General features: G+C 44.2%; 11 protein-coding genes and 1 tRNA gene. 8 read left to right on the plus strand and 4 right to left on the minus strand.

The genetic code is table 11. The features are described from left to right. Window positions 1–28: 28 nt before the first annotated feature. The 4 genes from asd to AC5JQI_RS01075 all read right to left on the minus strand — a co-directional run bounded on the left by asd (window position 29) and on the right by AC5JQI_RS01075 (window position 3,757). Window positions 29–1,147 (minus strand): aspartate-semialdehyde dehydrogenase, encoded by a 1,119-nt coding sequence (gene asd, locus AC5JQI_RS01060; protein WP_493913432.1) that lies wholly within the window; start codon window positions 1,145–1,147, stop codon window positions 29–31. A 149-nt stretch (window positions 1,148–1,296) separates the two neighbouring features. Then, the gene (locus tag AC5JQI_RS01065; RefSeq protein WP_493914583.1) at window positions 1,297–1,941 is read right to left on the minus strand and encodes a fatty acid desaturase; all 645 of its coding nucleotides are present in this window, start codon (window positions 1,939–1,941) and stop codon (window positions 1,297–1,299) included. Continuing rightward, window positions 1,868–2,329: a hypothetical protein gene (locus AC5JQI_RS01070; protein ID WP_493913433.1), complete on the minus strand. Its 462-nt coding sequence runs from the start codon at window positions 2,327–2,329 to the stop codon at window positions 1,868–1,870. The genes AC5JQI_RS01065 and AC5JQI_RS01070 overlap by 74 nt, the downstream gene beginning before the upstream one ends. Before the next feature lie 147 nt (window positions 2,330–2,476). Next, complete coding sequence (locus tag AC5JQI_RS01075) at window positions 2,477–3,757, minus strand: type III PLP-dependent enzyme domain-containing protein (protein WP_493913434.1); 1,281 nt, start codon at window positions 3,755–3,757, stop codon at window positions 2,477–2,479. A 717-nt stretch (window positions 3,758–4,474) separates the two neighbouring features. Here AC5JQI_RS01075 and AC5JQI_RS01080 point away from each other — a divergent pair. The 8 genes from AC5JQI_RS01080 to AC5JQI_RS01115 all read left to right on the plus strand — a co-directional run bounded on the left by AC5JQI_RS01080 (window position 4,475) and on the right by AC5JQI_RS01115 (window position 13,322). Continuing rightward, a tRNA-Pro gene (locus tag AC5JQI_RS01080) sits at window positions 4,475–4,551 on the plus strand. Between the two features lie 619 nt (window positions 4,552–5,170). Beyond that, window positions 5,171–6,781, plus strand: a complete 1,611-nt coding sequence (dppA, locus tag AC5JQI_RS01085) for a dipeptide ABC transporter periplasmic-binding protein DppA (protein ID WP_493913435.1) — start codon at window positions 5,171–5,173, stop codon at window positions 6,779–6,781. 143 nt (window positions 6,782–6,924) lie between these two features. Further along, window positions 6,925–7,944 carry a dipeptide ABC transporter permease DppB gene (dppB, locus tag AC5JQI_RS01090; protein WP_237385834.1) on the plus strand — a complete coding sequence of 340 codons (1,020 nt, stop codon included), beginning with the start codon at window positions 6,925–6,927 and terminating at the stop codon, window positions 7,942–7,944. A 10-nt stretch (window positions 7,945–7,954) separates the two neighbouring features. Next, on the plus strand, window positions 7,955–8,857 hold the full coding sequence (gene dppC / locus AC5JQI_RS01095; RefSeq protein WP_237385835.1) for a dipeptide ABC transporter permease DppC: 903 nt from the start codon (window positions 7,955–7,957) through the stop codon (window positions 8,855–8,857). A gap of 12 nt (window positions 8,858–8,869) precedes the next feature. Next, a complete protein-coding gene (gene dppD / locus AC5JQI_RS01100) occupies window positions 8,870–9,850 on the plus strand; it encodes a dipeptide ABC transporter ATP-binding protein (protein WP_493913436.1) in 981 nt (326 codons plus the stop codon). Beyond that, window positions 9,847–10,875, plus strand: a complete 1,029-nt coding sequence (dppF, locus tag AC5JQI_RS01105) for a dipeptide ABC transporter ATP-binding subunit DppF (RefSeq protein ID WP_493913437.1) — start codon at window positions 9,847–9,849, stop codon at window positions 10,873–10,875. Before dppD ends, dppF begins: the two co-directional genes overlap by 4 nt. 192 nt (window positions 10,876–11,067) lie before the next feature. Then, window positions 11,068–11,778: a HAMP domain-containing protein gene (locus AC5JQI_RS01110; protein ID WP_493913438.1), complete on the plus strand. Its 711-nt coding sequence runs from the start codon at window positions 11,068–11,070 to the stop codon at window positions 11,776–11,778. 107 nt (window positions 11,779–11,885) lie between these two features. After that, window positions 11,886–13,322 (plus strand): insulinase family protein, encoded by a 1,437-nt coding sequence (locus AC5JQI_RS01115; protein WP_493913439.1) that lies wholly within the window; start codon window positions 11,886–11,888, stop codon window positions 13,320–13,322. Window positions 13,323–13,565 lie beyond the last annotated feature (243 nt).

The following is a 13,565-nucleotide window of genomic DNA, read 5'->3' on the forward strand; positions in this document are numbered from 1 at the left end:
ATGGCTCTATTTTTTCATCATGGGCTTATCAAGCACGGCCGAGAAGAATATTTAGCATGCGTCGCAATGGCTCTGCAGCGCCCCAAAGTAGCTGATCACCTACTGTGAACACGGAATAGATCGGTTCATTATTGAGTGACATTTTTTTGTAACGACCTATGCCAACTTTGAGTGAACCACTGATAGCGGCTGGGGTTAACTTGTTAATGCTGTCTTCTTTATTGTTTGGTACATAATTCACCCATGGATGCGCGTCTTGCACTAGGTTGGCAAACTCTTGCTCACTCACTTCACGTTTCAGTTTCATCGTAATAGCAGCACTATGGCAGCGTATAACACCAACTCGAACGCACAGACCATTAACAGGGATAGTGCCAGACTGTAGGCCTAGGATTTTGTTGGTTTCTACTTCACCTTTCCATTCTTCCCGACTATTTCCATCACCAAGATCGCTATCTATCCAAGGGATAATGCTACCCATTAATGGTGCCCCTAAAGCATCGGTCGGTATTTCCGAATTGCTGATCAATTTGCTGACTTTTTTCACCAACGGTAATATTGACGATTTACTGGTTAACTCTTCCGCACTAAGATGCTGGCTGATGTAAGCACTTTGTGTGATTAATTCACGCACTTGTTTAGCTCCCGCCCCCGAAGCAGCTTGATAAGTCATCAGGCTCATCCATTCAATCAAATCGGCTTTGATTAATCCCGCGAGGCCGATTAAGCTCAAAGTAATAGAACAGTTTCCCCCCACAAATAGTTTGAGACCATCATTGACCGCTTTGTCGATTTGTATACGATTAACTGGATCAAGGATAATGCAAGAATCTTTATCCATACGCAGCGCTGAGGCAGCGTCAATCCAATAACCTTGCCAGCCACTATTCTTCAATGTTGGGTAAATAGCTTTGGTGTAATCGCCACCCTGACAGGTGATGATGATATCCATCTTTGCCAACTCTAGAATATTATTGGCATCCTTTAACTGATAAGTTACGCCATTAATGGTTGGTCCGATAGCACCCGCGCTGGAAGTACTGTAAAAATGCGGGGTAATGCCCAGAAAATCGTTCTCTTCCAACATGCGTTCCAGTAAGACTGAACCCACCATTCCCCGCCAACCGACTAAGCCTACTTGTTTCATATTCATCAACCCATATTTAAGTTAGACATTGTTAACAATTTGAATCAAATCTGTTATACATCACCGCCCGATTGATGTCATCAAAGACCGGGCGATGTTATTTAACTAAAACAAATTGCATTATATTAATTATAACAATGCTAATTAAATCAGCGGGTCATACAGGTCGCATCTATTCGGTGACTAATAAGGCCACGGATAACATCGCAATAGAAAGCGAAGTAAGACGTTTCTACGACTTGTAGCTCCTGTTTGATTAATTCATTAAGTTTGCCCACATTACACATAGGGACACCCTGATGAAAATGGTGCGCCGTATGGGTATGGTTACCATTTACATACCAGGCTATGAGCATGTTGGTACGGATTGTCCGTGTGTTTCCTAGCACGTCTGGCTCAGTCTGGGTATTCAAGCCATAGTGCTCTGGCATTTCAATCATGAAGTGTGCACCTTCGGCAATCACGAGTGTGGGTATCCACCAGGCCAGCGCGAACAGCCAGGTTTGGTAATACACTGAAGCGATGACACTCAAGATGAATATAACGGCATAAATCATATATTCATGCTTGATTTGGCGCTGAGTTTCTTCTTTGTTAACCCCTGCTATGGGTTTACCCGTAAACGCGGCGCCTAGGATATTAAATACTCGGCGGTAACGGTTGAGATCGAAAAAAGCGATGATAAAACCTTTTATCGAATTCAGGTTATTAAAGCGGTAATCAAAGTGTTCCTGATTGCGCTCCGTTCCGAGATAAGCATGATGACGTAAATGGTCGTAACGGGTAGTGTGAATGAGAGCTGAACATGAATAATCCCGCTAACACACCGAAAAAGCGATTAAGCTTGGCTGATTTGAAAGCGTGGAAGTGCAAACATTCATGTTGCAGTTCAATGAGATGGGCATAGATCAATCCGCTGATCAGCATGCCGCCAAGTGCCGCTAATATGGAGCCGATGGTCGCTGGTGTATTGAGAGCATACCAGATACCGAACCAGCTCAAAGCAATCAGCGCAAAAGCTAAGATCATTTTACCGAGAAACACCACAGGTTTTTTGACGAAATATTCTCGTGGTAAGTTGCGGCGCAAGTCTTTGCCTTTAATCGGAGCTAATTGGACGTCAGTACTACCTTCTAGATCGCCCGCGAGTAAATCAGGCACAAGGGAATCTTTCGAGTTCATATTGCTTCCTTAAATGAAGAGTAATGTCAACCAAAGAGATTTCAACCAACAACTTTGCATTTGGCCCATAGGAGGCCATTACAAGGAAATATCCTTGTATCGGATTAAATTATTATGTTCTAAAGTGTTGGGAAATTCAGAACGGCTTCAAATTAACGGCAGATCGCGTTCATTTTGTGTCATTTGCTCCAGAGTTTGTCGTTCACGTATGATGTGATAGGCTCCTTTGCTTATGCGGCATACTTCTACTGCTTCTGGATAGGAGTTGAAATTCTTCACGCTCATGCTGGCGGCATAGCCACCTGTACGCTCAACGACCAAATAATCATTGATTTCGGCACGAGCTAGGGTGACCGGTGTAAAATCTTCGGTATTACCAGCGACTGGCGTCAGACTGTCACCAGCGATACAGCAATGCCCGCAAACCATCTGTTCACATACATCGTTGGTTTCTAGTGTGCCGTTATGCTTTACGACTACGAGAGGATGCAGTGCGCCGTAGTAGGAAGGCCGCATAATTTCGGTCAGTCCTCCGTTAATCTTGATAAAACGGTAGCCATTGGTTCCGGTGTTGACCACGTCAATGACACGAGTGATTAACGATCCAGCTAAGGCCATGGAAAAGGTGCCCGGCTCTACTTCCAGATGTAACTTGCGCCCTGTTTCTCGTTGGAATTGCTCCAGCGAAGCACTGACACGGCTGCCCATGGCATGATGATCGTAATGAGGATCGCTATTGAGCGCAGTGATTTTGTAACCACCACCTAGGTTTAGGTGAGTGGCACTCGGCACTTTGGCGCACAGTTCCAGTGCACGATTTACTGTTTTTTCCAATACCTCTGAATCATGCCCTGAGCCAATGTGCAGGTGGACCCGTTTGATGGTGAGAGAATAGTGTTTGGCTAAAGCAAACGCTTCATCAAACTGTTCGAACCACAAACCAAAACTTGAGTGGTTACCACCACTAGTGAGTTTTTTCACTAATCCGGAACCAAAGCCTGGATTGATACGTATTGAGACTTGGGTGTTGGGGAATTTTTCGCCATAAGTTTTCAGTTGTTGTAGTGAACCAGCATCAAATTCCATTCCTGCCTCACATAGTGTTTCCCAGCCTTCTGAAATTTCTTGAGCCGTAATAAGAATTTTGTTTGCATCAATACCCGCATTGATGCAGCGACGTGCTTCCCAAACAGAGCTCACGTCAAATGAGGCACCCAATTTATTGAACTGAGCCAAAATAGCACGCGTTGGGTTTGCCTTGACAGAATAACGCACAGTCAAGCCGTACAGATTTGGAATCTGGCTGAAATAATCATAATGCTTTTTGATAGTTGGCAGATCGTACACAAACAGAGGAGTACCATACTGCTTGACTAAGTGAGGGATTTCATCAGCTTCCAGAAATTTCAATGTTTCAATATTATTCACAATGTTTTCCTTAAATTAACATTTTCATACAATAGAGAGTCATCATCTTCATCCATACTCACGGCAGGCCTAAAGTGGTAACCTCAATACGGGCATTTGCTTTCACTTTGTTAATAAAATGATTCATGTTTGCTTGTTTGCTTGTTTGCTTGTTTGCTTGTTTGCTTGTTTTTTGTTTGATGATTGATGATTGATGATTGTTGATTGTTGATTGTTGATTGTTGATATTGTCTGTTTATTTTGTTTTTAGAAGATGATTAATGCTAATAATTTATATGCCATAATTATCATTTTTTATGCTTGTGGGTTTATGTTGATATTCTTAATTAGCATTAGAATATCTTTGCTTTTCTTAAAAAAGAAAGCGATTGCATACATCAGATCTTATTATCTACCCCTAAAGGTGTCTTGTGAAAAATAACATTATTTATCTAATGGTTATGTTGTTTTTTAACGCCGCCTTTACGTTTTTTGGCTGGCTGGCAATGTCTATTTACATGTAATTTTTTTTAATTAAATCTCGCGAGTAGTGGCAACAATACAATGATGATGTGTGCTTGAAGTAGCTGGAGGTTTTTGCTGTTGATGATGGTGGTGATTTTGAGCTCAGCAGGTATGCAATGACATACATTGCGGTTGTATTTTCATCAATTAACCACTTATCTTTAAAAAGGTATTGACGGGCTAGGGGACAGGCAGTAAGATGCGCTTCGTTTTCGGCGAGTAGCGCAGCTTGGTAGCGCAACTGGTTTGGGACCAGTGGGTCGGAGGTTCGAATCCTCTCTCGCCGACCAGCATTCTGAAACCCCGCTCTTATGAGCGGGGTTTTTTCTTATGTATTAATCCTTCCGTTTGCAGCGGTGACTTTTCTCCTTTCGCTAAACCATCTAAGGTTCTATTACACTCAACGTTGAGTGTAATATTAGCAGTGCAAGCTCCCCACGTAACCTGTATCAGTAAACTGAATTCATAACAAAACTATGACTTTAACAAGGAATGAGATTAATCTTCCTTTAACCGTTTATATTCCAATTATTTTATCCATATTTACTTCGTCCATATCTCATGTCCCTTGTCTTTTTTTCATAAGTTAATTTGCATATTATTTAAGCAACTAGTCACAAATTCAAAATTATAATCAATAGAGATTAATTCTTGACGGGATTTGATTTTTTAGTGGATTTGACTATTTAATGTGCTGAAAATCATATTTTTTAACCAGATTTGTTAATAAATATTTTCTTTTATGTTGTTATAGTGTTTCTTGTGTCATGTGTGATTATGTTGACGCCGGGCATAACAATTGATTAATTGATAAACGAAAAACGATAAAACAAGCTGGGACAGTGGCATTTAGGAAGAAAACTCTGGGCTGGCTAAGAAACAATAAACATCACAAACGGAGTCCGAGTAATGATAATCTCCAAGAAAAAACAGTCCAGTTTGTTGAAACTGGGTGTCGGTTTTATTGCGTTAGCCATAACAGTCAGTATTCAGGCCAAAACGCTGGTTTACTGTTCCGAAGGTTCTCCGGAAGGTTTTAACCCACAGTTGTTCACTTCCGGTACGACTTATGATGCGACTTCCAGACAAATTTATAACCGCCTGGTGGATTTTAAAGCAGGTACAACTGATATCATTCCAAGTCTGGCTGAAAGCTGGGATGTAAGTGACGATGGTAAGGTTTATACCTTCCATTTGCGTAAAGGTGTGAAGTGGCACAGCAGTAAGGAGTTCAAACCTACCCGTGACTTTAATGCTGAAGATGTGCTTTTTACTTTTATGCGTCAGAAAGATAAAAATCATCCATATCATCGTATTTCGGGTGGCAGCTACGAATATTTCATTGGCATGGATATGGGTAGCATTATCAGCAAAATAGAAAAAATTGATGATTATACTGTTCGTTTTGTATTGTCGCGCTCTGAGGCTCCTTTCGTTGCTAATTTGGCAATGGATTTTGCTTCGGTTCTATCTCAAGAGTACGCTGATGTAATGATGAAAGCGGGTACGCCGGAAAAGGTTGACCTTAATCCGATTGGTACAGGCCCGTTCCAATTACAGCAATACCAGAAAGATTCCCGCATTCTCTATAAATCATTCAAGGATTATTGGGAAGGGCCATCGAAAATTGACCGCTTAGTGTTCTCTATTACCCCCGATGCCTCTGTCCGCTATGCAAAATTACAGAAAAACGAATGTCAGGTGATGCCATACCCGAACCCGGCTGATATTTCCCGTATGAAACAGGATAAAGATATTGTCCTGAAAGAACAGGCCGGTATGAACGTGGGTTATCTCGCATTCAATGTCACAAAACCACCGATGGATAATCAGAAGGTTCGTCAGGCGCTGGCGATGGCAGTCAATAAAGATGCCATTATTGATGCTGTTTATCAGGGAGCCGGACAAAAAGCGAAAAACCTGATCCCTCCAACTATGTGGAGTTATAACGATGACATTAAAGATTATGCCTATTATCCTGCCAAGGCGAAGGAATTGCTGAAAGAGGCTGGTTTTGAAAATGGTTTCGAAACAGATCTGTGGGCAATGCCGGTGCAGCGTCCGTACAACCCGAATGCCCGCCGTATGGCGGAAATGATTCAGGCTGACTGGGCGAAAATTGGTGTCAAGGCCAAGATTGTCAGTTATGAATGGGGCGAATATCTGAAACGTGCCAAAGATGGTGAGCCTAAGACTGTCATGATGGGATGGACAGGGGATAATGCTGATCCTGATAACTTCTTCGGTACTTTGTTTAGCTGTGCTGCCAAAGAAAGAGGCTCCAACTATTCCAAATGGTGCTATAAACCTTTTGAGGATGTTATCCAGCCAGCCCGTGAATCCTCTGATATCAATAAGCGTACCGAGCTTTATAAACAGGCTCAGGTTGTCATGAATGAACAAATACCAGCATTGATCATTGCTCACTCCACAGTTTATGAGCCAATCCGTAAAGAAGTGAAAGGATATCTGGTTGATCCGCTTGGAAAACACATTTTCTATCAGGTTGATCTTAAATAACGCTTGCTGTTGAGCTGTTGTGATGCACCATCCCCCGGATTTTTCTGTGGGGATGGTTTCGCTTCTCTGATGGGCAAGTCGAACTCTGTTACACCAAACGGCCTGAAGAGCTGTAACTGGTATTCAAAAAGAGAATTCAGGATATGCTGCAATTTATCCTCCGACGTCTGGGATTAGTCATCCCGACGTTTATTGGTATTACGCTACTGACTTTCGCTTTTGTACATATGATACCGGGTGATCCGGTGCTGATTCTGGCGGGAGAACGCGGTATTACTGCTGAGCGTCATGCTCAATTATTAGCTGAAATGGGGTTGGATAAACCTCTTTGGGAACAGTATCTTCATTATATCAACGGGGTTATGCATGGTGATTTGGGCATCTCTCTGAAAAGCCGTATTCCGGTGTGGGATGAGTTTGTTCCGCGTTTCAAAGCAACACTGGAATTGGGTATCTGTGCCATGTTATTCGCCATCTCTGTCGGTATTCCGGTTGGCGTATTAGCCGCAGTTAAGCGTGGCTCTGTTTTTGATCACACAGCAATCGGCCTGTCATTAACAGGTTATTCCATGCCGATTTTTTGGTGGGGAATTATGTTGATCATGCTGGTTTCCGTCCAGTGGGATCTCACGCCTGTTTCCGGTCGAATCAGCGATAGCGTATTTCTTGATGATAGTTATCCCCTGACGGGATTTATGTTGATCGATACACTGATTTGGGGGGAAGACGGTGATTTCATTGATGCAGTGATGCATATGCTCCTGCCTGCTGTTGTTCTGGGAACCATTCCGTTAGCGGTCATTGTGCGAATGACCCGCTCTGCCATGCTGGAAGTGTTGGGGGAAGATTACATCCGTACTGCCCGTGCCAAGGGGTTGAGCCGTATACGTGTCATTATCGTTCATGCTTTACGTAACGCTTTATTACCCGTTGTCACAGTCATTGGCCTGCAAGTGGGCGTTATGCTGGCGGGTGCGATTCTGACAGAAACTATTTTTTCATGGCCGGGGTTGGGGCGCTGGTTGATTGATGCTCTGCAACGTCGTGACTATCCGGTAGTGCAGGGTGGTGTATTACTGGTAGCAACCATGATCATTCTGGTTAATGTGGTGGTTGATTTGCTGTACGGCATCGTTAATCCGCGTATTCGTCATAAGAAATAAGGAGCACATGATGACTCAAACAACTGAGCCAGTAGTATCGGGTGCGCCAAAATTGATGACGCCACTACAGGAATTCTGGCACTATTTTAAACGTAATAAAGGGGCGGTAATTGGCCTTGTTTATATTGTCCTGATGCTGTTGGTCGCCTTATTGGCCGGAGTATTGGCACCACATGGGCCAGCCGAACAGTTCCGTGATGCCTTGCTGACACCTCCGGTGTGGCAGGAAGGCGGAAGCTGGCAGTTTATCCTCGGTACAGATGACGTCGGGCGCGATATTCTGTCCCGTCTGATGTATGGCTCACGCCTTTCGCTGCTGGTCGGCTGTCTGGTTGTGGTGATGTCACTGATAATGGGCATCATTCTGGGCGTACTGGCGGGTTATTTCGGCGGTGTTGTCGATGCCATCATCATGCGTGTTGTCGATATTATGCTGGCATTGCCAAGCTTGCTATTGGCATTGGTGCTGGTGGCGATCTTTGGGCCATCCATTGTCAATGCATCATTGGCACTGACTTTCGTTGCCTTGCCTCACTATATCCGTCTGACAAGGGCAGCCGTGCTGGTTGAAATTCACCGCGACTATGTGACGGCTTCTCAAGTAGCTGGCGCAGGAGCCGTTCGTCAAATGTTCATCAATATTCTGCCAAACTGCCTCGCTCCATTAATTGTGCAGGCATCATTAGGATTTTCGAATGCCATTCTCGATATGGCAGCTTTAGGATTTCTGGGAATGGGGGCACAGCCACCGACCCCGGAATGGGGAACCATGCTGGCGGATGTTTTACAATTTGCTCAGAGTGCATGGTGGATCGTTACCTTCCCCGGAGTGGCTATCTTGTTGACGGTATTGGCGTTTAACCTGATGGGAGACGGGTTGCGTGACGCACTCGATCCTAAGCTCAAGCAGTAGGGGTATTGTGAAATGGCATTGTTGAATGTAGATCAATTATCGGTGTACTTCGGAGATGAAGATACACCATTTCGCGCCGTTGACCGTATCAGCTACCGTGTTGAACAGGGGGAGGTCGTCGGGATCGTTGGGGAATCCGGTTCAGGTAAGTCAGTCAGCTCACTGGCGATTATGGGGCTGATTGATTATCCGGGTCGGGTGATGGCTGAAAAGCTGGAATTTAATGGTCGTGACCTGACGAAGATTTCAGAAAAAGAGCGTCGTCAGTTGGTTGGTACGGAAGTGGCGATGATTTTCCAAGATCCCATGACCAGCCTCAACCCGTGTTATACCGTCGGTTATCAGATCATGGAAGCCCTGAAAGTACATCAGGGCGGAAATCGGAAAACCCGGCACCAGCGGGCGATTGACTTACTGACTCTAGTGGGGATTCCTGATCCTGCCTCTCGTCTGGATGTCTATCCGCATCAGTTGTCGGGGGGAATGAGCCAGCGTGTGATGATCGCTATGGCTATCGCTTGTCGGCCGAAACTCTTGATTGCTGATGAACCTACGACAGCGCTGGATGTGACTATTCAGGCGCAAATCATCGAATTGCTGTTGGAATTGCAGCAGCAGGAAAACATGGCATTACTCTTAATTACTCATGATTTGGCGCTGGTAGCGGAAGCGGCGCACCATATTATTGTGATGTATGCCGGTCAGGTAGTGGAAATTGGCAAAGCAACAGAAATCTTCCGTGCTCCACGCCATCCTTATACCCAAGCGTTATTACGGGCCTTGCCAGAGTTTGCTGTAGATAAATCCCGTTTGGCATCATTGCCGGGGGTTGTTCCCGGAAAATATGATCGTCCTATAGGATGTTTGCTGAATCCCCGCTGCCCTTATGCCAATGAGCATTGCCGTCAGGAGGAGCCTCCATTGAAATCAGTGGGAGGACGTCAGGTTAAATGTCATATACCGCTGGATGATGAGGGGAGACCGACAGTATGAGTACTCAACAAAATTATGAACAGGAATATGAACAGAAAAAGGTCACGGCTCCTTTATTGAAAGCCACAGAGTTAAAGAAATACTATCCGGTGAAAACAGGTATATTTTCACCAGAGCGCATGGTTAAGGCATTGGATGGTATTTCATTTGAGCTGGAAAAAGGCAAGACGTTGGCGGTTGTCGGGGAATCCGGCTGCGGAAAATCCACATTGGGTCGTCTGCTGACTATGATTGAAAAGCCGACCGATGGAGAACTTTATTATTTTGGGCAAGATCTATTGGTGCCGAATAAAGAAGCGGAAAAACTGCGTCGCCAAAAAATCCAGATCGTATTTCAAAATCCCTACGCTTCCTTGAATCCCCGTAAAAAAGTAGGGCAGATTCTGGAAGAGCCGTTGCTGATTAATACCTCGCTCACGGTGGCTGAACGCAAAGATAAAGTTTTGCATATGATGGATAAAGTGGGGTTAAAACCGGAACATTATGCGCGTTATCCGCATATGTTTTCGGGGGGGCAGCGACAACGGATAGCCATTGCCCGTGGGTTGATGTTAAGTCCAGATGTGGTGATTGCGGATGAACCTGTTTCTGCACTGGATGTATCAGTGAGGGCGCAAGTTTTGAACTTGATGATGGACTTACAGCAGGATTTAGGGCTTTCTTATGTCTTTATATCCCATGACCTTTCGGTTGTTGAACATATTGCTGATGAAGTGATGGTCATGTATTTGGGGCGCTGTGTTGAAAAAGGTAATAAGGAAATGATCTTCAATAATCCGCGCCATCCTTATACACAGGCGTTGTTGTCTGCGACTCCTCGCCTGAATCCCGAATTACGGCATGAACGCATAAAGCTGACAGGAGAATTACCCAGCCCGATGAACCCGCCTTCTGGATGCGCTTTTGCTGCCCGTTGTCGTCGTGCATTCAGCCCGTGCACCCAGTCCCAGCCTAAGCTAGAGCAATATGGCGGGCAACTGATTGCGTGTTTTGCGGTTGAACAGGACGAAAATCTATCCATCTAATCGGATCTGATCGTGGTATAACGGTAAATATGACCAGTGAAAACTGTTATGTTGTTGTATTAGTGAATGCAACCGTTATACCCTCGTTTTTGAACTTATCAAAATAAGACGACTACAAAGAAAATCAAGTATACTCGGTCGCATTGTTAAGGTGTGATAGTCAGTCTTTTTACAATTATCGGTTTGGATAAGATGAAATTGCGTGTCAAACGTTCGTTAACTATTAAACAAATGGCCGCAGTGACAGGAGTCACTTTGGTAACTATTGCCATTTTCATCACCATCCAATTATCGCACTTATTGCAGCAGCGAAAAGATGACTATATCAGCCAACTACAGAATGCGGCAGTACAGATCCAAACCCCTTTGACAGAAGCATTGCGGAGTTCAGATCTCAATAAAGCGAAATCACTGTTGATTGGGCTAAAGACCTCCGGCATTTTAGGGCGAGCTGATATAGTATTGCCCGATAATATTCGGGTGATGAGCTTGGATTTTGCGACTCACCGGCCTATCCCTGAAATGGCAAACTATTTTTTTGGCATTCCGGTTGAGGTAAATATTCCTCTCTACGTTTATGGTGTTTCGCCAAAAACTATAGAGTCACAGGGGCACCTTATCTTGCAGGTTGACTCCAATCGAGTGTACCGTTTTGCTTTAAATACACTAGCATTAATGTTAACCACTTATTTATTGCTTGCGCTTATTCTTGCGGTATCGATAAGTTGGTGCATAAATCGCATTATCATCCATCCACTGCGCGATATTGCACGCGAACTGAATGAAGAAGAACCATCGCCAGTACCAATGCCTTGCCCTAAAGGCCATCAAGATGATGAGTTAGGGTTACTGGTAAAAGGTTATAATCGTCAGGCTAATAAGCAGAAAAAGTCATCAAAATGAAACCTTAAAAGATGAATAATGGTCTAATCCTTGATGATAATATCTGGGTTCATCTGATCGTCTCAGGTTTTTGAGGGATAAAACTAAACAGGTAGGGGTAAGTAAGAATGCAGGGCAACAAAATCGGATATCTTATTGGTGGCGCGATTCTGGGGACAACTTGCTTGGCACAGGCAGAAACTTTGCACCCCGATCCGGCTTGGCAACAAGGCAAACTGGAAAACGGATTCAGTTGGCAATTCCTGCAAACACCACAGAGACCCAATGACAGAATTCAGCTGCGTTTATTGGTAAAAACAGGGTCATTGGCCGAGAAGAACCAACAACGTGGCTATACTTACCTTATCCCTAAAGTCGTTTTATCCAGCAGTAAAGATTTATCATCGCAAAAACTAGAAAACCTGTGGAATAACGTGATAGATACCAAAAATCCTTTCCCACCCGCTATTGTTTCCTACGATTTCACGCTTTATAGCCTCAGCTTACCGAATAACCGTTCTGACCTATTGAAAGATGCATTAATATGGTTGTCAGATATTGCTGGTGGAGCAGTATTTAATCCTGAGACATTGGCACATGCCATGAAAGAGGGTGAACATGTCACCACTTTTCCCCCTGATGTCCAAGATCCGGTATGGCGTACGCGTTTGCAAGGATCGACTTTGATCGGCCACGACCCGGGAATGCCAGTATCTGGGGCTGTGGATGCAAAGAAAGTCGAAAACTTTTATCACCAATGGTACACGCCGGATGCGATGACACTCTATATCGCGGGGCATGTTGACAATCGGTTTCTGTCAGAGCAAATTAATCAGGCATTCTCATCACTGGAAGGAAAAAGGCAGACACCGGTTCCCGTTCCTACATTGCTACCGCTGAAAGCGGCAACGATTGGTGTAGAGAGCGAACAGGCCAAGCAAGATCGCTTATCTTTAACCTGGAACTTGAATTGGCTGCCGATTAAAGATTCACAGACATTGATTCAGTACTGGCAGAATGACCTGACGCGTGAGGCACTTTACCGTTATCTGCAATCGGGGCTTAAAGAGAAACAGGATGGCATGCAGTTAGGTCTGGATTGTCAGGTATTATATCAGCGGGCGAACTGTTCACTGAATCTTGATGCTCCCACAGATAAGCTGATGGAATCGACACTTTATCTGGCTTCCCAGTTGTCATCATTGCGTGAAAATGGGCTATCACAGGAACAATTTGATGAGCTTTATAACCAGAAGCGGACTCAGCTCCAGCAACTATTTGCCATGTACGCCCGCACAGATACCGATATCTTGATTAACCAGCGTCTGTTGTCACAGCAAAATAACGTGATAGATATCGCCCCAGAACAATTCCAGCGCTTGAGACAGACGTTTTTATCCTCCCTGACTCCCCAGCTTCTGAATAAAAAACTGAAAGAGATGCTATCTCAGGAAATCTCTTTTATTTTAGTACAACCGAAAGGCGAGGCATCGGTTGATGTTAACCAAATCAAAAACAGCTTTAATCAGATAATGAGACCCGGGCCGGTGCCAGAGGAACCTTAATTTTTCTGTAATTAATATATTATTATTTAAGTTGTTCTTCATTTTTTTTCAAGCAGGATATTTTCCCGATGTCCACCTAATTGACCGGGGGATTGGCTTTCGGGTGTTTTGCCCTGTCGATCCAGTAAAATCCAATTTTTTTAACCCCGGTCGTTGGCAACAGGAGCTAAGCTTTACCAAAACCATGTCAGGCTGGCTTGTGAGTATAAGGAGAGATGGTGACGAGTGGAATTGAATGGACTT

It is taken from the genome of Xenorhabdus sp. XBWT (genome assembly GCF_059072735.1).

What these genes read in the sequence shown, in the direction of transcription:
- dppB (WP_237385834.1), top strand. Translation starts at nt 6,925, where the DNA reads ATGCTGCAATTTATCCTCCGACGTCTGGGATTAGTCATCCCGACGTTT.
- AC5JQI_RS01115 (WP_493913439.1), top strand. Translation starts at nt 11,886, where the DNA reads ATGCAGGGCAACAAAATCGGATATCTTATTGGTGGCGCGATTCTGGGG.
- dppF (WP_493913437.1), top strand. Translation starts at nt 9,847, where the DNA reads ATGAGTACTCAACAAAATTATGAACAGGAATATGAACAGAAAAAGGTC.
- dppA (WP_493913435.1), top strand. Translation starts at nt 5,171, where the DNA reads ATGATAATCTCCAAGAAAAAACAGTCCAGTTTGTTGAAACTGGGTGTC.
- asd (WP_493913432.1), bottom strand. Translation starts at nt 1,147, where the DNA reads ATGAAACAAGTAGGCTTAGTCGGTTGGCGGGGAATGGTGGGTTCAGTC.
- dppC (WP_237385835.1), top strand. Translation starts at nt 7,955, where the DNA reads ATGACTCAAACAACTGAGCCAGTAGTATCGGGTGCGCCAAAATTGATG.
- AC5JQI_RS01070 (WP_493913433.1), bottom strand. Translation starts at nt 2,329, where the DNA reads ATGAACTCGAAAGATTCCCTTGTGCCTGATTTACTCGCGGGCGATCTA.
- AC5JQI_RS01110 (WP_493913438.1), top strand. Translation starts at nt 11,068, where the DNA reads ATGAAATTGCGTGTCAAACGTTCGTTAACTATTAAACAAATGGCCGCA.
- dppD (WP_493913436.1), top strand. Translation starts at nt 8,870, where the DNA reads ATGGCATTGTTGAATGTAGATCAATTATCGGTGTACTTCGGAGATGAA.